This is a genomic window from Bacillus sp. G16 (genome assembly GCF_021282335.1).
Taxonomy (GTDB): Bacteria; Bacillota; Bacilli; order Bacillales; family Bacillaceae; genus Bacillus; species Bacillus inaquosorum.
This window is the reverse complement of record NZ_JAJSOZ010000008.1, coordinates 127,334-147,853: the sequence shown is the minus strand read 5'-3', so window position 1 is coordinate 147,853 and position 20,520 is coordinate 127,334. Positions and strand designations below refer to the sequence as shown.

Genomic DNA, 20,520 nt, shown 5'->3' with positions numbered 1-20,520 from the left:
TTACTCTCCCCCTTGCTGGCTTATTAAGTAGCGGAGAGCAAGCTTGTAGCCTTCAGATCCAAGACCGACAATCTGCCCTTTCGCAACCGGAGCGATGACCGACTGATGCCTGAATTCCTCCCTGGCGTATAAGTTTGATAAATGCACCTCAATCACTGGAAGATTAATGCTTGAAACAGCATCCCTGATCGCATAGCTGTAATGGCTCAAGGCGCCAGGGTTCAGAACAATCCCGTCGTATTGCTCCTCAGCCTCATGTATCGCATCTATCAAATCACCTTCGTGGTTAGACTGGAAGAAAGTGAGCTGGATATGTAAAGCTTCAGCAAAATGAAAAAGGTCTGTTTCGATATCAGTCAGTGTCCGGCGGCCGAATACCTCCGGCTCACGCTTCCCCAGCCGATTGACATTCGGCCCGTTCAAAATCAAAAAATGAGGCACATGAATCTCTCCTTTTCGCGAGGGTTTCTCATGTAAAAAATGTTCACTTCTCGTGAACATTTTATCATACTGGAAATAGATAATACACTATTCTCTATGCGTTCCCAGCGCACGTGCCAGCTTTTCCGAATTCAGCTCATTGTATTCAAATGAAATGGAATAACCGACAAACAGCCCGTAAAGCAAATAGATGCAAATGGTTGTAATAATTGTATCTGGTTTCAGTTCGGTCACCGCGCGCACATCAGGAAATATCGGATTAAAAACAAAAAACACGAGTAGCCAAAGCAGCAAGCCGTATAAAATACCCGGCCACATTGTTTTTAAACGTTTCAATAGAAGAAAATAAAGAAATGCTGCGCCAATTGAAATCATTCCGATCAAAATGATGCTGATTATGGTTCCAAGTCCATGTTTTTTCCACTCTCCGAGCACAAACGGCTGCAAAATCATATTCGGACTGACTTCGGAAAAATGAAACAAATACGCAATATAAGCAATAAAACTCCATAATACGCCGCCGCAAAAACCTGTTGCCGCCACCCTGCCGGCCATCGGAACAGGCGGTCCTTGCTTCTCGGTCGATTCTTGATTTTGTTCTGGATTTTTTTCGCTTGTCATCATGGCACCTCCAGTTAAAGTGTGCCCAAAAAATGAAATGTCAATAAAAAAGCTCACACTTTTTGGCAGTTGCGAGTAAAATTTGAAAATAACGGGTATAATGCATGAAGAAAAAGCAAGGCTATGGCAACTTTTCAGCCTGTCAATCTAGAGGTTTAGCGCTGTTTCCTGTACAATAGAGTGAAAGGAAATGGTTAGCAATCCTAAAGAAATAGGCAGGTTGATAATATGTCAAAACATAAAATTCCGCCCGCTTACGGCGGGCAGGCAGTTGTGGAAGGCGTTATGTTTGGCGGAAAGCATCATTACGTTACGGCGATCAGAAGAACGGATGGGAGCATTGACTTTTTTAAGCTTCCCCGCAAACACAATCCGAAACTGAACATCGTAAAAAAGATACCGTTTTTACGAGGAATCGCGGCCATTATTGAAGCGAGCGCAAACGGCACCAAGCATTTGAATTTTTCAAGCGAACGTTACGGGCTCGATCCATCGGAAGACGAGACACTTAAGCAGGAAGAAAAAAAATCCTCCGGTCTGTCTATGTATCTCAGCCTCGCGGTAATCGGCGTCTTATCATTTTTGTTCAGTAAATTCGTATTTACATTGGTTCCTGTTTTCTTAGCTGAACTGACAAGGCCGATTTTTTCATCGGACATAGCGCAAATCGTGGTTGAAAGCCTGTTTAAGTTGATTTTGCTGCTCGGCTATATTTATTTTTTGTCCATGACACCGCTCATTAAAAGAGTGTTTCAATATCATGGAGCCGAACATAAAGTCATAAACTGTTACGAACAGAATTTGCCAATTACAGTGCAGAATGTTCAAAACCAATCTCGGCTTCATTACCGCTGCGGATCAAGCTTTATATTATTTACGATTATTGTCGGCATGTTTGTCTATTTGCTCGTTCCGACAGATCCGCTTTGGCTGCGTGTTATAGATCGTGTCGCGCTAATACCAGTCGTACTCGGCATATCCTTTGAAGTTCTCCAGCTGACTAACAAAGTGCGTGATATTCCCGGACTGAAATTTCTTGGATACCCGGGCCTCTGGCTTCAGCTGTTAACAACAAAAGAACCTAAGGATGACCAGGTTCAAGTTGCCATCGAAAGCTTTAACGAGCTTCTCAGACTCGAAGAAATGTCTGAACAAAATCAGAAGCCTTCTCACAACGTCATCTAAAATCCGTTGCCCTGCTATTACTTTCGGAGGTGGACAGTTATGAATCATCGTGTACAACCTATTATTGCTGTATTAATCGCGCTGGGAGCGTTCGGTTTCCTCTATGTGCTGGTAACCAATCCCGGAGAAATGGCAAAAATGGCGGTAACCGTCATCGTGGCAGGTATCATTATTTATTTTATTGTGAAATATGTAATGAATCGAAATGCGGGCAGCGAAGGAGCAGCCTTCAAAAAAGCGGCGAAACAGTCGCGGCGCCGGATGAAAGAACAAAAAGCAAAGCATCGCGCCGGACATAAGGGACGTGTGAGCCACCTGCGAAGCGTTCCGAGCGCCAGCAAGCCTAAGCCGATGATTCTCAAGAAAAAAAGCCAGACTCAGCTGACTGTTATAGAAGGGAAAAAAAATAAAAAGAAAAACAGAGCGCTTTTTTAATAGGTCCATTGTTTTAAAAACAGCTCTGTCCGTCTTTTACCTAGCTCTATCAGGGCTAGTTTTTTTTGTTGTGTTAATTGAAAATCAGTTGCCATTACGTCATCAACCGGCAGAAAAATGATGTTTTGTTCATAGCGTGACGCAATATGCCTTGCGTCATGTGCATCCTTCATCGTTTCAAATAGGGCGCCAAACAGTTCGAAAGCGTTGCGGATATTTTTTTTCGGGCGCTCCCTTTCACGCGGCGCAAGCGTCACACCGATCACAGGGCGTTTTCTTTCCTTTGAAAACAGCCATATTGGAAAATTACTTAACACGCCTCCGTCAACCACCGTGGCAGTGCCTGTGTCCGTTTTTAATTTTATCGGTTCAAAGAAATACGGAATGCTGCAGCTCATTCTCACCGCCCTGGCAACCGGAAACATATCGGGATTTAACCCGTAACGGACCAAATCGTCTGGCAAAACAATCATGGTGCCGTTTGTCAGATCAGAAGCGATAAGGCGCAGAGACCCTTTCTGCAAATCACCGAAAACCCTTATGCCCTTCGCTCTTAACAGATCAGCAATCCATTTTTCTATCGTGTCGCCTTTGTATAAGCCAAGACGCCAGTAGATGGACACCCACTGGAGCATTTTTAAGGGGAGAAATGAGTACCGCTGGTCCAGCAATTTCTCTCCATCCACTTCTTCAATTAAAGCGTGGATTTCCTTACTGGTGTAACCTGACGCAATGAAAGCGGCAATAATTGCGCCCGCGCTTGTACCCGCAAGCCTTTTAAAGCGGAAGCCTTTTTCCTCAAGCGCTTCATAAGCGCCTGCAAGCGCAATGCCTTTTACTCCTCCGCCGGAAAACACACCGTCAATATACATCTCATTCCCTCCCCCTCGATCCGATCGTTTACTATCATTTTAAGAAAACACGTGAAGAAATAGACCAACGAATGACACGCGGCCCGACGCATCAAAAAAGACGGCCTCCTTCGAGACCGCCTTTTTACTGATTATGATGTTCTGTTTTCTTTTGGATTGATTTCAGATCTTTTTTACGAGCATCATCTTCTTCAAAATATTGAACAAGATCCCCGATGCGATCAATGCTGTTCCAGCTTAAATGATGTTCGATTCCTTCGACATCGTTATATATTTTCTCTTCATCAACACCAATGATTCTTAAAAACTGCTCAAGCAATTCATGTCTGTATACCAGCCGTTTGCCTATTTTTTTCCCTTTAGACGTTAACACGAGACCGCGATATTTTTCATAAATTAAATATTCGTCTTTATCTAGTTTTTGAACCATTTTCGTTACAGAGGAGGGATGGACTGCCAATGCTTCCGCGATATCGGAAACCCGTGCATATCCTTTTTCTTCAATCAGCATATAAATCTGTTCAATATAATCTTCCATACTTGGTGTTGTCATCGAAACCCTCCCAAAAAGCACCTTAACTTTATAAACCATTACAAGTTTACACTAATGAACTTGAAAAAACAAGGATGCTCCGCAGGCCAAAAGCCCTTTTTACCGCTTATAATTCCATTCATCTGAAGCATATTTTGTTTCTGCCAAATGATGAACAAAATCAAGCTCTTCCTGAGTTAGTTCGTACGGCTCTAAATGAATGTTAAGACCAGTTTCAAATCCTATTTTAAAGGCTTTACGGGCCTCATTCATCGTCACCCGCTTATCGGTGAGTTCATTAATGGCAACCGCTTTATTTTTGAAATTGCGCTGCATCCGCTCTCTGACTCTTTCACTCGGATACAAGAACAGATCGAACAGCTTGTCCTCATCCAAATCAAGCAGAATGGAGCCGTGCTGAAGAATCACGCCTTTTTGTCTCGTTTGCGCGCTTCCCGCCACTTTGCGTCCCTCGACCACCAGCTCATACCACGAAGGCGCGTCAAAACAAACGGATGACCGCGGATTTTTTAAGCTTTCTTTTTCTTTTTCGGTTCTCGGGATGGCAAAGTATGCGTCCAGTCCGAGATTTCTAAAGCCTTGGAGTATGCCTTCTGAAATGACCCGGTATGCCTCAGTAACAGTCGCCGGCATTTCGGGGTGCTCTTCCGAAACAATCACGCTGTATGTCAATTCCTGATCGTGCAGAACACCTCTCCCGCCGGTCGGGCGTCTGACAAATCCGAGATTATACTTATGTACTGCTTCAAAATTGATTTCCTTTTTAATATTTTGAAAATATCCTACAGAAAGAGTCGCCGGATTCCAACCGTAAAAACGGATAACCGGAGGAATTTTCTTTTCGCTGTGCCAATATAAAAGCGCTTCATCAAGCGCCATATTGAATGCAGGACTTGCATTGCCTGAGTCTATAAACCGCCAAGTTTCTTTTTCCATTTTGAGACCTTCCTTACCGTTTTAATAGAATCAGTTTATCAAACTGCAGGGAAAATGAAAAATATTTTAGTTCCATTATGGATGACAATCGCGCCGTGCTTTACTATAATAGTATTTGTCGAAAACGGCTCTATGGCCTTGTTTTATGAAGCAGGGTTTTGATTTTATATGCTAAAGGAGTAGAATCACATTGTCTAATATGATCGTCTTAATTATTTTTGCTGCGTTTCTCGTCTATATGATTGCTTCATATGTCTATCAGCAGCGAATTATGAAAACACTTACGGAAGAAGAGTTCCGCGCAGGTTACCGAAAAGCGCAGCTCATTGACGTTCGTGAACCGAATGAGTTTGAGGGCGGACATATTTTAGGTGCCCGCAACATCCCGCTTTCCCAGCTGAAACAGAGAAAAAATGAAATCCGTCCGGACAAGCCTGTCTATCTGTACTGCCAAAACAGTGTCCGCAGCGGACGCGCGGCACAAACTCTGCGCAAAAACGGCTGCACTGAGATTTACAACCTAAAGGGCGGCTTTAAAAAATGGGGCGGAAAGATTAAAGCAAAGTAATAAAGAAAAACAGCTGTCTATACGACAGCTGTTTTTTTACCTCTCTTCCGCCTCGTACCTGAGCACTGGGTGTCTCGCCGCTTTTGTTTCATCCATTCTTTTTACAATCGTCGTATGCGGTGCCTCTTGGACGAGCTCCGGATTCTCCTCCGCTTCTCTCGCGATTTGAATCATAGCGTCGATAAACGCATCCAGTGTTTCCTTGGATTCCGTCTCTGTCGGCTCGATCATGATGCATTCTTCAACATTAAGCGGGAAATAAATCGTAGGCGGATGATATCCGAAATCGAGCAGCCGTTTTGCTATATCAAGCGTACGCACTCCCAGCTTTTTCTGGCGCTTCCCTGACAATACAAATTCATGTTTGCAATGACGGTCAAACGGAAGATCGTAATAAGGCGCAAGCTTTCTCATCATATAGTTGGCGTTTAACACTGCGTTCTCAGTAACAGCCTTTAACCCGTCAGGCCCCATAGAGCGGATATACGTATACGCTCTGACATTGATGCCGAAGTTGCCGTAATACGGCTTCACGCGGCCGATCGCATGAGGGCGGTCATAATCAAACGTAAAGCGTCCTTCTTTTTTGATTAAAACTGGTTTTGGCAAATAAGGAATCAGATCTTTTTTTACGCCGACAGGGCCTGATCCGGGGCCTCCGCCGCCATGAGGGCCAGTGAATGTTTTATGCAAGTTGAGGTGCACCACGTCAAAACCCATATCTCCCGGTCGTGCTTTGCTTAAAACGGCATTTAAATTAGCGCCGTCATAGTACAGTTTCCCCCCCGCTTGGTGAACAATTTCCGCCATCTCGGTAATCTGTTCCTCAAACAAGCCGAGCGTGTTCGGATTCGTCAGCATAAGAGCCGCCGTTTCTTCATTCACTGCTCTTTTTAAATCCTCCAGATCGACAAGCCCCTTTTCATTCGATTTCACCGTTACTGTTTCAAAGCCTGCTACTGTAGCTGAAGCAGGGTTCGTCCCGTGCGCGGAATCAGGTACAATGACCTTCGTCCGCTTGAAATCCCCGCGCGCTTCATGATAGGCCCGGATCATCATCAGCCCCGTCCACTCGCCATGCGCCCCAGCAGCGGGCTGAAGCGTGACCTCATCCATTCCCGTAATTTCCTCAAGGTGCTTGCTTAAATCATATAAAAGCTCTAAAGCGCCTTGAACCGTGTCTTCATCCTGAAGAGGATGAATCGCAGCAAAACCGGGAATTCGCGCGATTTTTTCATTTATTTTCGGATTGTATTTCATTGTGCAAGAACCGAGCGGGTAAAAGCCTGAATCCACCCCGTGATTACGTTTAGACAGCGCTGTATAATGGCGCATGATATCCAGCTCGGACACCTCTGGCAACTCTGCATCCTCGTCACGAATATAGGTGTCTGACAAGAGGTTCTCCAATTCGATTTCCGGTACATCGAGCTCCGGCAGACTGTAGCCGATACGGCCTTCTCTGGAAAGCTCAAAAATAAGTGCCTGATCCTGATTACTCATGGCGATCCCCCAATTCCTGAATGAGTGCGTCAATTTCTTCTTTTGTTCTCAGCTCCGTTACAGCAATCAGCATATGACAGTCCAGCTCCGGATACGTCAGCCCAAGATCATATCCGCCGATGATGCCTTTTGCCAGCAAACGCCGATTTACTGCTTTTACCGGTTCATCCAGTTTGATGACAAATTCATTAAACATCGGTCCGTCAAACATGACGGTGAGGCCCGCTTTTTTTCCTTCTTGCTTGGCATAGTTGGCTTTTAGGAGATTTTGACGGGCGATTTCTTTTACGCCGTTTTTCCCGAGAGCTGTCATGGCGACAGAAGCTGCCAGCGCATTTAAAGCTTGGTTCGAGCATATATTTGATGTCGCTTTATCCCGGCGGATATGCTGTTCCCTGGCTTGCAAAGTAAGCACAAAGCCTCTTTTTCCGTTTTCGTCTTCCGTTTGTCCGACGAGACGGCCCGGCACTTTTCTCATTAATTTTTTGTTGACTGCAAAAAAGCCGCAGTGCGGGCCGCCGTATGCGGAAGGAATACCGAAAGGCTGTGCATCACCGACGACGATATCAGCCTGAAACTTGCCCGGCGGAGTGAGAAGACCTAGCGCAAGCGGATTGGCTGACACAATAAACATGGATTTCCCTTGATGAGCGATAGGCTCAATATCCTTTAACGGCTCAACCCGGCCAAAAAAATTAGGGTACTGAACGATCACTGCAGCCGTGTCCTCGCAAACGGTTTGGCGCAAAGCATCAAGATCAGTAACTCCATCTTTAGCGGGGACTTCAACGACTTCAATATACTGACCTTTTGCGTAGGTTTTCAGCACTTCTCTCGATTCAGGATGCACGGTTTTTGACACAACGATTTTTTTCTTTTTCGTGTGGCCGGAAGCAAGCATGGCCGCTTCCGCCAAGGCTGTTCCGCCATCATACATAGAGGAGTTAGCGATATCCATTCCTGTCAGCTCACAGATCATCGTTTGGAACTCGAAAATGGCCTGTAGCTCCCCTTGTGAGATTTCCGGCTGATAAGGCGTATACGCCGTATAAAACTCAGAGCGCGAAATGACATGATCCACAATAACAGGCTGATAGTGGTCATATACACCCGCTCCCAAGAAAGACGCGTGTTGTACGGTATCACGATTTTTAGAGGCCAGCTTTGCCAGTTCTCTTGTTAATTCCGTTTCTGATTTCGCTTTTTTGATTTGATACTCTTTTTGATATCTGACGTTTTCCGGTATATCAGCAAATAATTCATCGATGCCGCTTACGCCGATAGCGGCATGCATTTCCTGTTTATCCTTTTCTGTTGCGGGCAAATAACGGTGCTTCATGTGTTGACTCCTCTCCCCAAGAAAAAATATTAGCGTTTATAAAATGGTGTTTTGACAACCTTTGCTTTCACTAATTTTTTGCGAATCTCCACCTCTACAACAGTCCCGATTTCACTCGCTTCCGCAGCAACTAGGGCAAGGCCGACGTTTTTCCCTAATGTCGGTGACTGCGTGCCGGTTGTGACCTTTCCGACGGACTTGCCATGTTGGAATACTTCATATCCGTGCCGCGGTATCCCTTTTTCGATCATTTCGAGACCGACAAGCTTTCGCTTTGCTCCGTTTTCTTTCTGTTCACTCAATACAGACTTACCGAAAAAGTCAGACTCTTTTTTGTGTTTTACGGCAAAGCCAATACCTGCTTCAATCGGTGTAATATCCCGGGTCAGCTCCTGGCCGTAAAGCGGGAGTTTTGCTTCAAACCGGAGCGTATCACGTGCGCCAAGACCGCATGGAATCAGTCCGTATTCCTCACCCGCATCAATAATTTGCTTCCACAAATACACGGCATCATGAGCACGGCAGTAAATTTCAAATCCGTCTTCACCCGTATAGCCGGTGCGCGAAATGAGTGCTCTGCAGCCGCTGATATCAGCTTCATCAATAAACGCAAACGGCTTTATTGCAGACACATCTGAAGCTGCCAGTTTTTTTAAGATTGCTTCTGCTTTCGGCCCCTGCACAGCCAGGAGCGCAATTTGATCTGACTGATTGTCAATCTGCACATCACCTGTCGCATGTTCTTTCATCCAAGCCAGGTCTTTATCTATATTAGAAGCATTAATGACTAGCAGATAGCGGTTCTCTCCTTTTTGATAGACAAGCAAATCATCGACGGTTCCGCCATCCGGATAGCACATCGCTGTATATTGCGCACGGCCTGGTGTCAACGCGGAAACATCATTTGTCATCAGCCTTTGCAAAAAAGACAGACTGTCGCTTCCTGACACTTCGATTTCTCCCATATGGGATACATCAAAGAGCCCGGCTGCAGTTCGAACAGCCTCGTGTTCGTTTTTTATAGAAGAGAATTGAACAGGAAGCTCCCAGCCTCCGAAATCAATCGTTTTTCCTCCATATTCCTTATACAGGTCAAATAACGGCGTTCTTTTCAGCATCAAATTCCTCCCCTTTTTCAACGGCGCAGCTAAAAAATTATACAAAAAAGGACAGAGAAACACCTCATGTAAAATGAAGGTTCTCTGTCCTGGCACCTGAAAGTTTACTTTGCATACGCAAAGACGTCCCCTTTGGTGGCTTGCGGCATCCGCGCAAACACTCTCCAGAGTTGCGTCGAGCAAGAGTTCTTTTGCCTGAGAGATTCACTCCGCAGTTTGCTCCTTCGGCGCCTGTATCCCGAGGTTCTCGGTCAGGTCTCTCCCCTTGCTGTCATTCGCTCATATTTTCATGCTGTTATGGACATACTATAGCAATATCTTACATCAAATACATACTCATATCCTACCACCATCACTATATGCTGGGCAACAGCAATTTGGGCAGATTTTTCTTATATTGTTCATTTTAAGAATCGAAGAATAAGAAGGGCGGTTTCAAAGCAATGAACGCAGAAATGATCTACGATGCAAAATGGCCGGAAGAATTCGCTGAAAGGCTGAAAAATGATGGCCCATGGGCGAACTGGGAACTGTACAAGCTATCTGCAGAAATCCAGAAAACATTAGCAATTCCTGAATTTGAAGGCTTACGGGCCCCTTTATATCTGCCTTCTTTTACGCCGCTCCCTCACCAGCTTGAGGTGGCGCAAAAAGTGGTTGAAAAAATGAACGGGAAAGCGATTTTAGCAGATGAGGTGGGTCTCGGGAAAACGGTTGAAGCCGGGCTGATTCTAAAAGAATATATGATTCGCGGTTTAGCCAAAAAAATTTTAATCCTTGTGCCCGCTTCCCTTGTGTCACAGTGGGTCAAAGAGCTACAGGAAAAATTTTTGATCCCGGCTGTTGAACAAAAGAAAAGCTACGTGTGGGAGCAATACGATATTGTCGTCTCATCAATCGACACCGCGAAGCGCTCGCCCCACCGTGAAATTGTGCTGTCAATCCCATATGATCTCGTCATTATTGATGAGGCACATAAACTAAAAAATAGCAAAACGAAGAACTATGAATTTGTCCGGAATCTCGTAAAAAAATATTGCCTGCTTCTTACCGCGACGCCAATTCAAAACCGTATCGAAGAAATTTTCAATTTGGTGTCATTATTAAAGCCTGGCCATTTAGGCAGTCAAAATCACTTTCAGGAAGAGTTCGCTAAGAAGAAATCCAGTTTAGAAGCGCACGAGCATTTAAAAGATCTTGTGAATAAAGTCATGATCCGTAACAGGCGGCATGACACAGGGCTGAATTGGAAACAGCGCTATGTTGAAACAGTGCCGATTGAATTTTCTCCATCTGAGCAGGCGCTTTATGATGAAATTTCCCGCCTGAAGGAAGGCATCAACAAGCCGGCCAGCATGTTCTCGATTATGACTTTGCAAAGAGAGTGCTGTTCGAGCAGAGAAGCGGTGTATATGACACTGAAAAAGATGCTAGATCAAAAAGAGAAACAAGCACCGGCCATTGATGAGCACACCATTTCGGTTTTAATAGATCGCATCAACCAAGTGACACAAAACTCCAAAGCGCTTCAGGTCGTTGATCTGATCAAAAAGATAGACGATAAGGTCATCATTTTTACAGAATACCGGGCAACCCAGATTTACCTGCAATGGTTTCTTCAGCAAAACGGCATCAGTTCTGTGCCGTTCAGAGGCGGATTTAAACGTGGGAAAAAAGACTGGATGAAGGATCTTTTCCGCGGAAAGGTCCAAGTCCTGATTGCAACTGAAGCAGGCGGTGAAGGGATTAACCTGCAATTTTGCAATCACATGATCAACTATGACCTGCCATGGAATCCGATGCGTCTCGAGCAAAGAATCGGAAGAATTCACAGGCTCGGGCAGGAGCGTGACGTGCACATATACAACATGGCGACGAAACATACTGTAGAAGAGCATATTTTAAAGCTCCTATATGAGAAAATTCATTTGTTTGAAAAAGTGGTCGGCGAACTTGATGACATTTTAACGAAAATTCAAGTGAACAATTTTGAAGAGCACCTGCACGACATTTTGTACCATTCAGCTACAGAAGAAGAAATGAAAATAAAAATGGATAATTTAACCTCATTTTTATCTTATAAAAAACAGCAGCCTGCTGAAAAAAGAGGATCTTAGCCTGTAAGGAGGTTTTACAAGTGAGACAGCAAGAGGTTCACGATTTTCTGCTTCGTTTTTTCCAGGCAAACAGCTGCCAAATCGTCGATCAAGGTTCCGGCTATATGACAGTGCAGCTTACAGTTGAAATGGACAAACAGATCATGAACCGCCCTTTCTACTGGCACTGGCGCGAGAAGACAGGCGGTGATCCGAATCCGATGAAAATCACTTTTATTACAGATAAGGAGACTACTCCAAAAGACCTAGACGGCGAATTTATTTATTTTGGAGCGCCCCGCCTTTTTCAAATATTTAAAGCTGTTAAACAAAATGGGAGATTTACCAGAATGTATGAGAAAATTGAATCAGCCGGAGCTAAAGTCCCACTCCAGCCTTGGCTTGGTATAAATATCACGATTTCATACCAGTCCGACATGAAAAAGGACAAGCTATTGTCACTAGGTCTTCACCTAGTCTCTGGAACCATGATTGAAGATTTTCAAAGCAAGCTGACACAGCTTTCGCTGACGTCTCAAATATGTGACTATTGCTTCACCATATCGCCTATGATCAAACCAGAAAGCGGCCTCAAGCGCATGGAAAACTATATTGCTAAATCCGCCATGCAGGAGCCGTCAGACTGGGCAGAACAGGCTGTAAACAGGTGGAAAAAAGATATGGAATTGCTTGACAAATTTTATGAGCATACAGAAGAAAAACCAGAAGAGTATTATCTAGAAAAACAGGCCCTGAAAGCCTTGTATCAACCAAAGATATCAGTTGAAATTGAAAATGGCGGATTATTTTATCTGCAAAATAATATTTCAAGCTAACTTTTTTACCATTCGACATCGTTCTCGTTTTTTTTGAAAAAATGCGACTATAATAAAGATATATTGGAAAAAAATTCTGGCAATTTCAATGACAAATGACTTCCAGAGACCAATGAAGGCATACAATGAGTCATGGCCGGACTGGCTGAAATACATAAACAAGTATTTTAGGAGGAGAAACTGCATGAAAAATGCAAAACAAGAGCACTTCGAATTAGATCAAGAATGGGTTGAATTAATGATGAAAGCCAAAGAGGCAAATATCAGCCCGGAAGAAATACGAAAATATTTACTTTTAAACAAAAAGTCTGCTCATCCTGGTCCGGCAGCCAGAAGTCATACCGTAAATCCTTTCTGAATGTGCTATAATATCACAAGGAAGGTGATGACATTGATTGGCCAGCGTATTAAACAATACCGTAAAGAAAAAGGCTACTCACTATCAGAACTAGCTGAAAAAGCTGGGGTAGCGAAGTCTTATTTAAGCTCAATAGAACGAAATCTACAAACGAACCCCTCCATTCAATTTCTCGAAAAAGTCTCCGCTGTTCTGGACGTCTCGGTTCATACTTTGCTCGATGAGAAACATGAAACCGAATACGATGGTCAATTAGATAGTGAATGGGAGAAATTGGTTCGCGATGCAATGACATCCGGGGTATCGAAAAAACAATTTCGTGAATTTTTAGATTATCAAAAATGGAGAAAATCCCAAAAAGAGGAGTAGTGCCTGAGCAGAGGCACTTACTCCTCTTTTGTTAATAAACGTAGAGATGGCCCAGTATATGATATACCGGGCCATCTCTTTTTTATTGCTGCTATTAATTTTTATCCTCACTGTGAGCTTTTTCATTTTCTTTCACGTAACCGTCTTTATCAGTGTGTTCCTTTTTGATTGTCAAACCATTCCATTGTGTTGCTTCAAACGAGAACTGAAGCTGAATGGAGTTGCCTTGGTATTTATTTTGAACCATTAGCCCGTTTTCATCTTTTGTTTTGTCGTCTTTAAATTGGATTTCCATTTGAACCTGGTCGAAATCAGTCGGTGTTTTTGGAACACCATCATATTCAGGAGCGGTTTTACCGTCAATTGTTGCTACATTGACTTTGCCGCTTGCGTTTAAGAATTTAGGGTCAATTTGTTTTTTAATTTTTTCAGCAGCCGCTGCATCATTCTTTGAGGACATCAAATACAAGTCTTTGAGGTTGGCATCATCTAAAATAATGTTTTTCGGGTAACCATTGCCGCCCTCTTTTCCGACTGTCAATAACGTCACTTCAAACTGGCTGAGAAAATCTTCTGGAGATGTATTGCTGCCGCCGTTTGCTTTAAATTCTCCGTAATTCAGCGCCATTAATACCTCTTTGATTGCAAGTGAGCCGTTATTTTCAAAATGGAAATCTTTCGTCAATTTGTCTCCCGGCTTTAGATTTGACAGGTTGACACTTGCTGAATTTTCTTTAGCTGATAAATCAAGCGTACCTGATGCAAAAGTAGCATCCGTTGATTTAATGTCGTTAAATGCTGCCCATGTTCCTCCTCCAACTAAAGCTAATCCTAGTGCCGCAGAAGCGACTCCTAAACTCAATTTCTTTTTCATACCCATGGCAAACTCCCCTTTTATTGAATGATATTATATCGAAACCTGTTGCCAGGTTTACAACTGATGCTAAGTGGACATAGTATTGTCCTTTGAATCTGTTTCCAAAGCTTTTGTCTTTCTTTCTATTTCTCTAATGGCGCTTGTGATCGTCACAAAAGCGTACACCAGCAGCATCACGCCGGGAACAATCAGTAAAACAGCAGTTCCGATCGGCTGACTGGCAAAATGAAGTATGTAGCCGGCATACGGAAGCTGAAAACCTGTATATTGCGCGCGGACATTTTCGTCCGATACAAGCGCTGAATCAGGTGCGGCGTTATTGTCCCCTTTTGTTTTAAATAACAAATGGTCTCCTTGCTTCGTCATGTCAATAATTCTGTGGGACACCGCCGTATTTGCATCCTGCATAAATGTAATGACGTCACCCTTTTGGAGCTCTTTCACATCAGAAATTTCTTTGACCAATATTAAGGAACCTGTGTTGAACTCCGGCTCCATTGAACCTGACAGAACTGATTTCAGCGTGTATCCAAACACTGCCGGCTCTCCCCCGGATGAACGTGTTGATATCACGACAAGCGTCAGCACAATAATGAGAGTAAAGATGATCACGTAGAGAATATTACTGATCAGCCTCATTGCTTTTTTCATCCTCTTCCCCGCTTTCCTTCTGAACTGATTGAGTTTCTTTTTCTTTTGTTACAGCTTCTTGAGTTGCATCTTCGTTATTTGATTTTTCTTGTATATCCTTTTGTGAGTTTTCCTTCTCCTTTTTGAAGGCTGGCTTCGTTTCTTTTTTCGGAACTGTCGGTTTTTCATCGCACTTTGCAAGCGTCATAGGCTCCGACCACTCAAATGTACTGCCTTCTGCCGGATAGCCAGCCGGTTTGTATACTTTAAATGCATAAATGCCGGGTTTCATTTTTTTCTTCGTCTCAATTTTATAAAGTGAATCGCCGATTTGATTGGAAACAAATCCTTTTTCGATCACATTCCCATCCTTTAATGGTTTGCGGGCATTTTTCAGCTTATGAAGTTCCCACTTCCACTTTGATTTTTTAAGTTTCTCGCCTGTATTTTCGAGCTCAGCAAATAAAGCGACAGGGGAGCATACAGTGCCTTTCGTATCCGTTTGATCTGATAAGTGCAAATCACTTTGATCCCAGCGTTTATCATAATGGCAGTTTTTATCTGTATGCTGAAAATCTGTACACGCTTGAAGCGAAACACCCAATGTTTCAATATCATGAAAAGCAGCGCTTGTATCATCGGAAAATTGTAAGCATATCGCGGCAGTCAGACTGAAAATGACTGAAAGCTGAAAAATAAGAAGCAGAACTTTCAGATTCGTCTTCGCCTTTTGCTGATTGCGGAACAATCGAAACATATCTTACCTCCTGTAAAACACTGTAACTTGATATGACAATCGTTCTTTTTAAAGAACTGCACAAATAGAGTATAATCAACGTTTAATGGATTGAAAAACATCAAAATCGACCATTTTGTTCGTTTAAAAGAATGTTTTCATCATATTACAAAGTCTTACTCAGTATTGCTCACCTTTTTGAATTTTTTTGAAATTTTTGGGATTATTATGTGAGAAATTAAATGCATAGCCAAACATGATTTGGTAATAATAAACAAAGAAAGGGTGACAGCATGATGATCAAACAATGTGTGATATGTCTTTCTCTTCTCGTTTTCGGCACCGCAGCCGCTCACGCAGAAGAAGCACCGCTTGTGACCGCCCGCCACATGTCCAAATGGGAAGAGCTTGCTGTAAAAGAAGCAAAAAAAAGGTACCCGCTCGCACAGGTACTGTTCAAACAAAAAGTATGGGACCGAAAAAGAAAAGATGAAGCAGTAAAGCAATACCACCTAACCCTGAGGGAAGGATCAAAGGAATTCGGCGTATTTGTAACGATTTCATTCGATCCCTACAGCCAAAAGGTCAATAAAATTGCCATATTAGAAGAATATCAATAAGGTCCTCCTTATTTGAAGGACCTTATTCTTTGTATATGTGATTATTTTTTCCGTTTAAGCCATAGCCTGAAACCATAGGGTAAAATACCGAACCAATGCTGTGAAGCGGGTGTTTTAGTTTCTTTCCGGACCTCTTTTCGTTCTTTTCGCTCATCTTTCGGAGTATCTATATATTTGACAAATTGCTGAGTCATATATTTGACATAATCATTCGTTTTCACGTGATCACCTCATCATTCAATTATTATGAGTGTTGGCTCACATGACTTTTTTTATACCCTTTTCTCTGCTTTATTCTGTCCAGCGCAGCAGTTTTTTCTGTTTTTGATCGAACACTAGCTGTGCAGTTCTTTCTGCTCCCGACTCCGTAATGGCTTTTAAGCTGATTTGTTTTTGCTCTTTTATCGATGTATTGTGAATGTGATAAGAAACCTGCCCATATGTAAACTGCTGTGAACCCTTTTGGCCTTTCCGCTGCTCAAGAACATGCCGAATTGAAAGAAGTGCGCCATTTTGAAGCAAATTTTCTCCTGTGTAAAACGCTTTTGTTTCCTTTTCAAACATGCAGCGTGAAATATATTGAGCAGCAGTAAAGTTTACGATCAGCAGCACAAGCGCGGAAACAAAAAGAACAGCGGGATAAATAAACCCTTTCGAACGGTACATTCATCCTCCTCCTAAAGATGTATAAACCGGAAAAGCAGTTTGATACACTTTTTCATCCTTGCTCTTAATATTTAACAACACAATCCCATTTTCAATATCAGCTTTCATGGCAGTAATATGATCGAGAATCGGCACATGTCCTTTGCCATCCACCCTTTTTCTGATCATTGAATGATAGGTTTCAAAACGGATGTCTTGCCCGGAAAGATTGGTGCAGATCAATACTCTCCCATGCTCGGCTGTCTTGACTATTTGAGACTTCTTGCACTCGTTCATCATCTGCTCCATTGAAATCATCCATTCTTGCTGTGTGAAACCGTCATGCTCCTGCTGTCGTGACAAAAACAGATGGAAGATCATAGCTAACGATCCTGATATGAGCAAAAAGACGGAGAGCGAAAATAATACGTTAAGAAGCGTATAGCCAGTCTGTCCGCAGAATGCTGAGGCAAAATGGTTTTTCTTTATATGCTGCTGCTGAGATGCATACGTTTTGATATTCTCCCTCCTCCTCCCACTTCAGCGTATAGATATTATTGTTCTTTGTAACCGTTTTTGACGCAGCTCCTTCACCAGTCATCATATATTTGCTAATACTTTCATTCATTAACTGGTAGCCGATTTCTCGTGATTCCGCCATATTTTCATCAGCTATCAGCTTGTCCCACAAGGGAACGACTGTCAGCATCAGAAACAGCCACAGGCTTAGCGCAGACATTGTTTCTATTGTAGAAAAACCTTTATTTTCTCTCCACATTGACTCTCCCGCTTCCTAAATAAACTGTGATGTCATAAGTGGCATGTCCTTTTACTCGTATTTTTCCGCCTGCATTCGGGTGCCCTTTCTCATTAAATTCCAAACGGTCTTTTAATGTCAGCGGTTCTATAGAAAGTCCCGTTGTATACGGACGTTCAATCACAATATCACCCATGACTAATTGATATTCTTTTTTCTGAAAGAGAATTTTTGTTCTTTGATGACTGGAAATAGCAGTCTGCTGTGCAAGCATAATATCGTTTTTCAGCTGCCAAGCCGCCTGACGGACAGCTGTATTGTCATAAGCAGGAGGAAGTGTGGTAAACACGGCAATCAAGAGGATAGAGGCGAGACTTAACACAAGTAAGCTTTCTAAAAGGGTAAATCCCTCCTCCTCGTTTAATTTAATGTTCAACCTTAACTTCTCCGCCACTGATAATAATGTGCTTCCCATTTGGACAAACTGCATCCTTTTTCACATAGCCCTCTGACTGTAAATCAGCAAGGCTCGGTGTCTGTCCTTCATGGTCGAGCTCATATGCAGTCATTTGTGCTTTAATCATGTTTTGCAGGCCTTCACAGCCCTTTTTCTGAATGGTTTGATTATGTTTCGTGACGTTCGGTATCGTAATTAAAAGCAAGATTGAAATAATAAAGAGCACAATTAACATTTCAACAAGTGTGAAACCTTTCTCATTCATCAGCCTCTTCCTTTCACATTTGATTCATCATCTGATACATAGGCAAGAGCATAGATAAATACACGATTAAGATCATCGCTGCAACAAATCCATAAATCATAGGCTGAAGGATGCCTGTCCATTTTTGCGCCTTGTGTTCCATGCGCTGCAGTATGAACTGGCTGTATGTGAAAAGCTCCCGATCCAGGCGACCGCTTAGCTGGCCGTGAGATATGACTTTTGAAAAATCAGTTTCATAAAAAGGGCTTTCACAAATAGCGGCTTCAATTGATTCACCAGCTTTTAACCGTTCAATCACTTGTTCAGCCTCGCAGCGGTAGAAAGGGAGAAACGTTTGGTGTTTAAATGCGTTAAGGCTGTCATAAATTGAGAGGCCTGCTTTTAAAAGGCTGCTTAGCTGCAAAGAAAAAAAGTAGCTGTTAAACAGCCTGACAAGGTTTCCAACCAAAGGAATCCTGACACAAATAAGCATTTGCCTAGCAGGTGATTTTTTCTTAAACACAAGCCAATAATAAAGGCCTATACCTGCTGCAAAAAGAGCCACCAGAATGATCACAAGATCAATATGCTGAAAAAAAGCAAAAAGCATGTCTGTTGAACGTGAGGTTTCCATATTCATCGATTGATAGATACCGGAAAACTGAGGAATGATGATGGCCTGTAACATATAAAACATGACAGCGACTGTGAAGATGAGGAAAAGCGGATATCGCAGCACCCTTTTCAGCTGGTCTGCCTGTGCAATTTTTCGTTCCAGCAGCTCTCCGCTCTGGATCATGGAAGCAGGCAGTTCACCATGTGTTTCAGCAAAATAACAAATACCTACGGCTTCCTTATGAAATGACAAACTCTTTAATACTTGATAAAACGGCGCCCCTTCCCTCAAACGAATGACTGTGTCAGTCAAGTCAGCCACCTGCCTTTTAGTCATCTGGAGTTCCATCAGGCGTAATCCATCCAGAAGTGTATACCCGCCCGCCGTCATTTCACCGAGCCGCTTTAATAACTGGGCTTGATCCTTTAACGGCCAAGTTTTCCTAATCTGTTTCATGATAAACCCACCGGTCATAATTGTTTGTCGTCAAGTAGCCAAGCGCAATTCCTTTTCTGATAATTTGACGAAGCGTTTGATACTGGTAATTTGCATGATTTCCTTTTGCCTCCTGGATACATTGCTGAAGATTTTTCCCGTAAAGAAGCTCATAAACGCTTGCTCTCCTGGTGCTTCGTGACTGGCGGCAATACACCGATGAACATCCGTTTTCACAAAACGGGCAAGCCAAATCAACCAAGCGCTGAGCCGCTATTGCAATGACGGTCTGTTGGATTTCATTCATATTGATGTCGAATTCAAGCAGCCTGTAAATCGCGCCCTTCGCATCTCTCGTGTGAAGGCTCGTCAGCACCAAATGCCCCGTCATCGCTGCCCGCACCGCAATTTTGGCTGTTTCCGCGTCTCTGATCTCACCTAAAATAATCATATCCGGGTCATGGCGCAAAATAGCCTTCAGCCCTGTGGAATATGTCACACCCGCTTTTTCATTCACCTGCACCTGAAGAACATCCTCGTCCCTTGTTTCAACAGGGTCCTCCAGTGTGACAATATTTCGATTAAAGTGTTTTTTTGCATATTGAACAAGAGAGTATAGTGTAGTGGTCTTCCCTGAACCAGTCGGCCCGGTAAAAATGAGCATGCCGTGGGAATGTTTTAAAAATGAGAGCAAGGTAGCTCCTGTCTTCGGAAATAATGACAGTTTATCAATCGAAGGGATATTATATTGAGGCATCACTCTGATCACGAGGCTTTCTTCATTAATTGTGGGGAGCGTTGACATTCTTAAATGAACATGTCCCTCTTCAAGCTTTAACGTAAGCGAACCATTTTGCGGCTTTCGTCTTTCCCCTATGTCCATCGCTGAGAGAAATTTAAAATGTGAAATCAGTCTTACACACTCTTCTTTTTTCATGTTCCTTTTTTTAAGCAATGCATGATCAACCCGAAAATGAATGATGGCATCACGCTCCCTCGGCACAATGTGAATATCAGAAGCCTTTGTTATATATGCCTCTTCAATCAAGGTTCTGCTTATCTTTTCTATTGAATCCAATTTGATTCCCTCTCCTTTCAATGCGTATTGTAGAAAAATAAGAACCGGTAATCAAACGGGGAAAAAATGATTTCCTGAAGGTTTTATATACTGAAAAATCAATTCCTGCTGGCAGAAAAAGTGGTTTCAGCTGAATGTACCTGCTTGATTTCACTATTTTACTCAATAAAAAAACAGGCATGATGATCATCATGC

28 protein-coding genes and 1 riboswitch are annotated in these 20,520 nt (G+C 43.0%); of the genes, 8 read left to right on the top strand and 20 right to left on the bottom strand.

The features are described 5' to 3' along the window. Positions 1 to 441, bottom strand: a complete 441-nt coding sequence (gene aroQ / locus LWH95_RS12680; protein WP_019258874.1) for a type II 3-dehydroquinate dehydratase — start codon at positions 439 to 441, stop codon at positions 1 to 3. A gap of 87 nt (positions 442 to 528) precedes the next feature. Next, entirely contained in the window at positions 529 to 1,065 is a 537-nt protein-coding gene (locus LWH95_RS12675; protein ID WP_133486979.1) for a YqhR family membrane protein, read from the bottom strand. Positions 1,066 to 1,290: 225 nt separating this feature from the next. Between LWH95_RS12675 and LWH95_RS12670 the strand changes: the two genes are divergently transcribed. Both LWH95_RS12670 and LWH95_RS12665 read left to right on the top strand, forming a co-directional pair. Continuing rightward, positions 1,291 to 2,247, top strand: a complete 957-nt coding sequence (locus LWH95_RS12670) for a DUF1385 domain-containing protein (protein WP_133486977.1) — start codon at positions 1,291 to 1,293, stop codon at positions 2,245 to 2,247. A gap of 39 nt (positions 2,248 to 2,286) precedes the next feature. Continuing rightward, complete coding sequence (locus tag LWH95_RS12665) at positions 2,287 to 2,682, top strand: SA1362 family protein (protein WP_003226367.1); 396 nt, start codon at positions 2,287 to 2,289, stop codon at positions 2,680 to 2,682. Here LWH95_RS12665 and LWH95_RS12660 read toward each other — a convergent pair. The 3 genes from LWH95_RS12660 to lipM form a co-directional block, all read right to left on the bottom strand. After that, the gene (locus LWH95_RS12660; protein WP_003236918.1) at positions 2,679 to 3,554 is read right to left on the bottom strand and encodes a patatin-like phospholipase family protein; all 876 of its coding nucleotides are present in this window, start codon (positions 3,552 to 3,554) and stop codon (positions 2,679 to 2,681) included. The two genes, LWH95_RS12665 and LWH95_RS12660, sit on opposite strands and share 4 nt — an antisense overlap. Positions 3,555 to 3,678: 124 nt before the next feature. Then, positions 3,679 to 4,107, bottom strand: coding sequence for a transcriptional regulator MntR (mntR, locus tag LWH95_RS12655; protein ID WP_003236923.1), 429 nt, complete (start codon positions 4,105 to 4,107; stop codon positions 3,679 to 3,681). A 99-nt stretch (positions 4,108 to 4,206) separates the two neighbouring features. After that, on the bottom strand, positions 4,207 to 5,043 hold the full coding sequence (gene lipM, locus LWH95_RS12650) for an octanoyltransferase LipM (RefSeq protein ID WP_133486975.1): 837 nt from the start codon (positions 5,041 to 5,043) through the stop codon (positions 4,207 to 4,209). A 190-nt stretch (positions 5,044 to 5,233) separates the two neighbouring features. On the opposite strand from lipM, the gene LWH95_RS12645 reads away from it, so the two are divergent. Beyond that, positions 5,234 to 5,611, top strand: coding sequence for a rhodanese-like domain-containing protein (locus LWH95_RS12645; protein ID WP_003236926.1), 378 nt, complete (start codon positions 5,234 to 5,236; stop codon positions 5,609 to 5,611). A gap of 36 nt (positions 5,612 to 5,647) precedes the next feature. On the opposite strand, the gene gcvPB is transcribed toward LWH95_RS12645, so the two are convergent. From gcvPB to gcvT, 3 genes are read right to left on the bottom strand one after another with little or no spacing between them, the layout of a single operon-like run. Continuing rightward, a complete protein-coding gene (gene gcvPB / locus LWH95_RS12640) occupies positions 5,648 to 7,114 on the bottom strand; it encodes an aminomethyl-transferring glycine dehydrogenase subunit GcvPB (protein WP_088112449.1) in 1,467 nt (488 codons plus the stop codon). Beyond that, the gene (gene gcvPA, locus LWH95_RS12635) at positions 7,107 to 8,453 is read right to left on the bottom strand and encodes an aminomethyl-transferring glycine dehydrogenase subunit GcvPA (RefSeq protein ID WP_232919699.1); all 1,347 of its coding nucleotides are present in this window, start codon (positions 8,451 to 8,453) and stop codon (positions 7,107 to 7,109) included. Before gcvPA ends, gcvPB begins: the two co-directional genes overlap by 8 nt. Before the next feature lie 29 nt (positions 8,454 to 8,482). Continuing rightward, positions 8,483 to 9,571, bottom strand: coding sequence for a glycine cleavage system aminomethyltransferase GcvT (gcvT, locus tag LWH95_RS12630; RefSeq protein ID WP_060399011.1), 1,089 nt, complete (start codon positions 9,569 to 9,571; stop codon positions 8,483 to 8,485). Between the two features lie 173 nt (positions 9,572 to 9,744). After that, positions 9,745 to 9,846, bottom strand: a riboswitch (glycine riboswitch). A gap of 168 nt (positions 9,847 to 10,014) precedes the next feature. Here gcvT and LWH95_RS12625 point away from each other — a divergent pair. From LWH95_RS12625 to sinR, 4 genes are all read left to right on the top strand, one after another. Next, complete coding sequence (locus LWH95_RS12625; RefSeq protein ID WP_003236934.1) at positions 10,015 to 11,688, top strand: DEAD/DEAH box helicase; 1,674 nt, start codon at positions 10,015 to 10,017, stop codon at positions 11,686 to 11,688. Between the two features lie 20 nt (positions 11,689 to 11,708). Continuing rightward, positions 11,709 to 12,503: a YqhG family protein gene (locus tag LWH95_RS12620; RefSeq protein WP_232919698.1), complete on the top strand. Its 795-nt coding sequence runs from the start codon at positions 11,709 to 11,711 to the stop codon at positions 12,501 to 12,503. Between the two features lie 184 nt (positions 12,504 to 12,687). After that, the gene (gene sinI / locus LWH95_RS12615; RefSeq protein ID WP_003226347.1) at positions 12,688 to 12,861 is read left to right on the top strand and encodes an anti-repressor SinI; all 174 of its coding nucleotides are present in this window, start codon (positions 12,688 to 12,690) and stop codon (positions 12,859 to 12,861) included. Positions 12,862 to 12,894: 33 nt separating this feature from the next. Further along, a complete protein-coding gene (gene sinR, locus LWH95_RS12610) occupies positions 12,895 to 13,230 on the top strand; it encodes a transcriptional regulator SinR (RefSeq protein ID WP_003226345.1) in 336 nt (111 codons plus the stop codon). Positions 13,231 to 13,324: 94 nt separating this feature from the next. Here sinR and tasA read toward each other — a convergent pair whose 3' ends face one another. The 3 genes from tasA to tapA all read right to left on the bottom strand — a co-directional run bounded on the left by tasA (position 13,325) and on the right by tapA (position 15,494). After that, entirely contained in the window at positions 13,325 to 14,110 is a 786-nt protein-coding gene (tasA, locus tag LWH95_RS12605; RefSeq protein ID WP_003236939.1) for a biofilm matrix protein TasA, read from the bottom strand. Between the two features lie 63 nt (positions 14,111 to 14,173). Further along, positions 14,174 to 14,746: a signal peptidase I SipW gene (gene sipW, locus LWH95_RS12600; RefSeq protein ID WP_232919724.1), complete on the bottom strand. Its 573-nt coding sequence runs from the start codon at positions 14,744 to 14,746 to the stop codon at positions 14,174 to 14,176. Then, positions 14,730 to 15,494 carry an amyloid fiber anchoring/assembly protein TapA gene (tapA, locus tag LWH95_RS12595; RefSeq protein WP_232919697.1) on the bottom strand — a complete coding sequence of 255 codons (765 nt, stop codon included), beginning with the start codon at positions 15,492 to 15,494 and terminating at the stop codon, positions 14,730 to 14,732. The genes sipW and tapA overlap by 17 nt, the downstream gene beginning before the upstream one ends. 272 nt (positions 15,495 to 15,766) lie before the next feature. Here tapA and LWH95_RS12590 point away from each other — a divergent pair, with 272 nt between their 5' ends. Further along, positions 15,767 to 16,093: a YqzG/YhdC family protein gene (locus LWH95_RS12590; RefSeq protein ID WP_029316858.1), complete on the top strand. Its 327-nt coding sequence runs from the start codon at positions 15,767 to 15,769 to the stop codon at positions 16,091 to 16,093. 41 nt (positions 16,094 to 16,134) lie between these two features. On the opposite strand, the gene LWH95_RS12585 is transcribed toward LWH95_RS12590, so the two are convergent. The 9 genes from LWH95_RS12585 to LWH95_RS12545 all read right to left on the bottom strand — a co-directional run bounded on the left by LWH95_RS12585 (position 16,135) and on the right by LWH95_RS12545 (position 20,518). Beyond that, positions 16,135 to 16,314, bottom strand: coding sequence for a YqzE family protein (locus LWH95_RS12585; protein WP_003236949.1), 180 nt, complete (start codon positions 16,312 to 16,314; stop codon positions 16,135 to 16,137). A 70-nt stretch (positions 16,315 to 16,384) separates the two neighbouring features. Continuing rightward, entirely contained in the window at positions 16,385 to 16,759 is a 375-nt protein-coding gene (gene comGG / locus LWH95_RS12580) for a competence type IV pilus minor pilin ComGG (RefSeq protein ID WP_060399015.1), read from the bottom strand. After that, positions 16,760 to 17,143: a competence type IV pilus minor pilin ComGF gene (comGF, locus tag LWH95_RS12575; protein ID WP_133486965.1), complete on the bottom strand. Its 384-nt coding sequence runs from the start codon at positions 17,141 to 17,143 to the stop codon at positions 16,760 to 16,762. It lies immediately after the preceding gene. A 25-nt stretch (positions 17,144 to 17,168) separates the two neighbouring features. Continuing rightward, entirely contained in the window at positions 17,169 to 17,516 is a 348-nt protein-coding gene (gene comGE, locus LWH95_RS12570; RefSeq protein ID WP_133486963.1) for a competence type IV pilus minor pilin ComGE, read from the bottom strand. Beyond that, positions 17,500 to 17,931, bottom strand: coding sequence for a competence type IV pilus minor pilin ComGD (gene comGD, locus LWH95_RS12565; RefSeq protein WP_148981973.1), 432 nt, complete (start codon positions 17,929 to 17,931; stop codon positions 17,500 to 17,502). Before comGD ends, comGE begins: the two co-directional genes overlap by 17 nt. Then, positions 17,921 to 18,217 carry a comG operon protein ComGC gene (gene comGC / locus LWH95_RS12560; protein WP_003236957.1) on the bottom strand — a complete coding sequence of 99 codons (297 nt, stop codon included), beginning with the start codon at positions 18,215 to 18,217 and terminating at the stop codon, positions 17,921 to 17,923. Before comGC ends, comGD begins: the two co-directional genes overlap by 11 nt. A 13-nt stretch (positions 18,218 to 18,230) precedes the next feature. Then, the gene (gene comGB, locus LWH95_RS12555; protein WP_269802347.1) at positions 18,231 to 19,268 is read right to left on the bottom strand and encodes a competence type IV pilus assembly protein ComGB; all 1,038 of its coding nucleotides are present in this window, start codon (positions 19,266 to 19,268) and stop codon (positions 18,231 to 18,233) included. Then, positions 19,255 to 20,325, bottom strand: a complete 1,071-nt coding sequence (comGA, locus tag LWH95_RS12550; protein ID WP_232919696.1) for a competence protein ComGA — start codon at positions 20,323 to 20,325, stop codon at positions 19,255 to 19,257. Before comGA ends, comGB begins: the two co-directional genes overlap by 14 nt. After that, on the bottom strand, positions 20,288 to 20,518 hold the full coding sequence (locus tag LWH95_RS12545) for a hypothetical protein (RefSeq protein WP_232919695.1): 231 nt from the start codon (positions 20,516 to 20,518) through the stop codon (positions 20,288 to 20,290). The genes comGA and LWH95_RS12545 overlap by 38 nt, the downstream gene beginning before the upstream one ends. Positions 20,519 to 20,520 lie beyond the last annotated feature (2 nt).

Bases quoted from the DNA above. Each gene is read 5' to 3' on its own strand.
- comGE (WP_133486963.1), bottom strand. From the start codon at position 17,516: ATGTGGAGAGAAAATAAAGGTTTTTCTACAATAGAAACAATGTCTGCG.
- tasA (WP_003236939.1), bottom strand. From the start codon at position 14,110: ATGGGTATGAAAAAGAAATTGAGTTTAGGAGTCGCTTCTGCGGCACTA.
- LWH95_RS12675 (WP_133486979.1), bottom strand. From the start codon at position 1,065: ATGATGACAAGCGAAAAAAATCCAGAACAAAATCAAGAATCGACCGAG.
- comGG (WP_060399015.1), bottom strand. From the start codon at position 16,759: ATGTACCGTTCGAAAGGGTTTATTTATCCCGCTGTTCTTTTTGTTTCC.
- LWH95_RS12625 (WP_003236934.1), top strand. From the start codon at position 10,015: ATGAACGCAGAAATGATCTACGATGCAAAATGGCCGGAAGAATTCGCT.
- LWH95_RS12590 (WP_029316858.1), top strand. From the start codon at position 15,767: ATGATGATCAAACAATGTGTGATATGTCTTTCTCTTCTCGTTTTCGGC.
- sipW (WP_232919724.1), bottom strand. From the start codon at position 14,746: ATGAGGCTGATCAGTAATATTCTCTACGTGATCATCTTTACTCTCATT.
- comGB (WP_269802347.1), bottom strand. From the start codon at position 19,268: ATGAAACAGATTAGGAAAACTTGGCCGTTAAAGGATCAAGCCCAGTTA.
- LWH95_RS12670 (WP_133486977.1), top strand. From the start codon at position 1,291: ATGTCAAAACATAAAATTCCGCCCGCTTACGGCGGGCAGGCAGTTGTG.
- LWH95_RS12660 (WP_003236918.1), bottom strand. From the start codon at position 3,554: ATGTATATTGACGGTGTGTTTTCCGGCGGAGGAGTAAAAGGCATTGCG.
- gcvPA (WP_232919699.1), bottom strand. From the start codon at position 8,453: ATGAAGCACCGTTATTTGCCCGCAACAGAAAAGGATAAACAGGAAATG.
- comGC (WP_003236957.1), bottom strand. From the start codon at position 18,217: ATGAATGAGAAAGGTTTCACACTTGTTGAAATGTTAATTGTGCTCTTT.
- mntR (WP_003236923.1), bottom strand. From the start codon at position 4,107: ATGACAACACCAAGTATGGAAGATTATATTGAACAGATTTATATGCTG.
- LWH95_RS12665 (WP_003226367.1), top strand. From the start codon at position 2,287: ATGAATCATCGTGTACAACCTATTATTGCTGTATTAATCGCGCTGGGA.
- gcvPB (WP_088112449.1), bottom strand. From the start codon at position 7,114: ATGAGTAATCAGGATCAGGCACTTATTTTTGAGCTTTCCAGAGAAGGC.
- sinI (WP_003226347.1), top strand. From the start codon at position 12,688: ATGAAAAATGCAAAACAAGAGCACTTCGAATTAGATCAAGAATGGGTT.
- LWH95_RS12545 (WP_232919695.1), bottom strand. From the start codon at position 20,518: ATGATGATCATCATGCCTGTTTTTTTATTGAGTAAAATAGTGAAATCA.
- lipM (WP_133486975.1), bottom strand. From the start codon at position 5,043: ATGGAAAAAGAAACTTGGCGGTTTATAGACTCAGGCAATGCAAGTCCT.
- gcvT (WP_060399011.1), bottom strand. From the start codon at position 9,571: ATGCTGAAAAGAACGCCGTTATTTGACCTGTATAAGGAATATGGAGGA.
- tapA (WP_232919697.1), bottom strand. From the start codon at position 15,494: ATGTTTCGATTGTTCCGCAATCAGCAAAAGGCGAAGACGAATCTGAAA.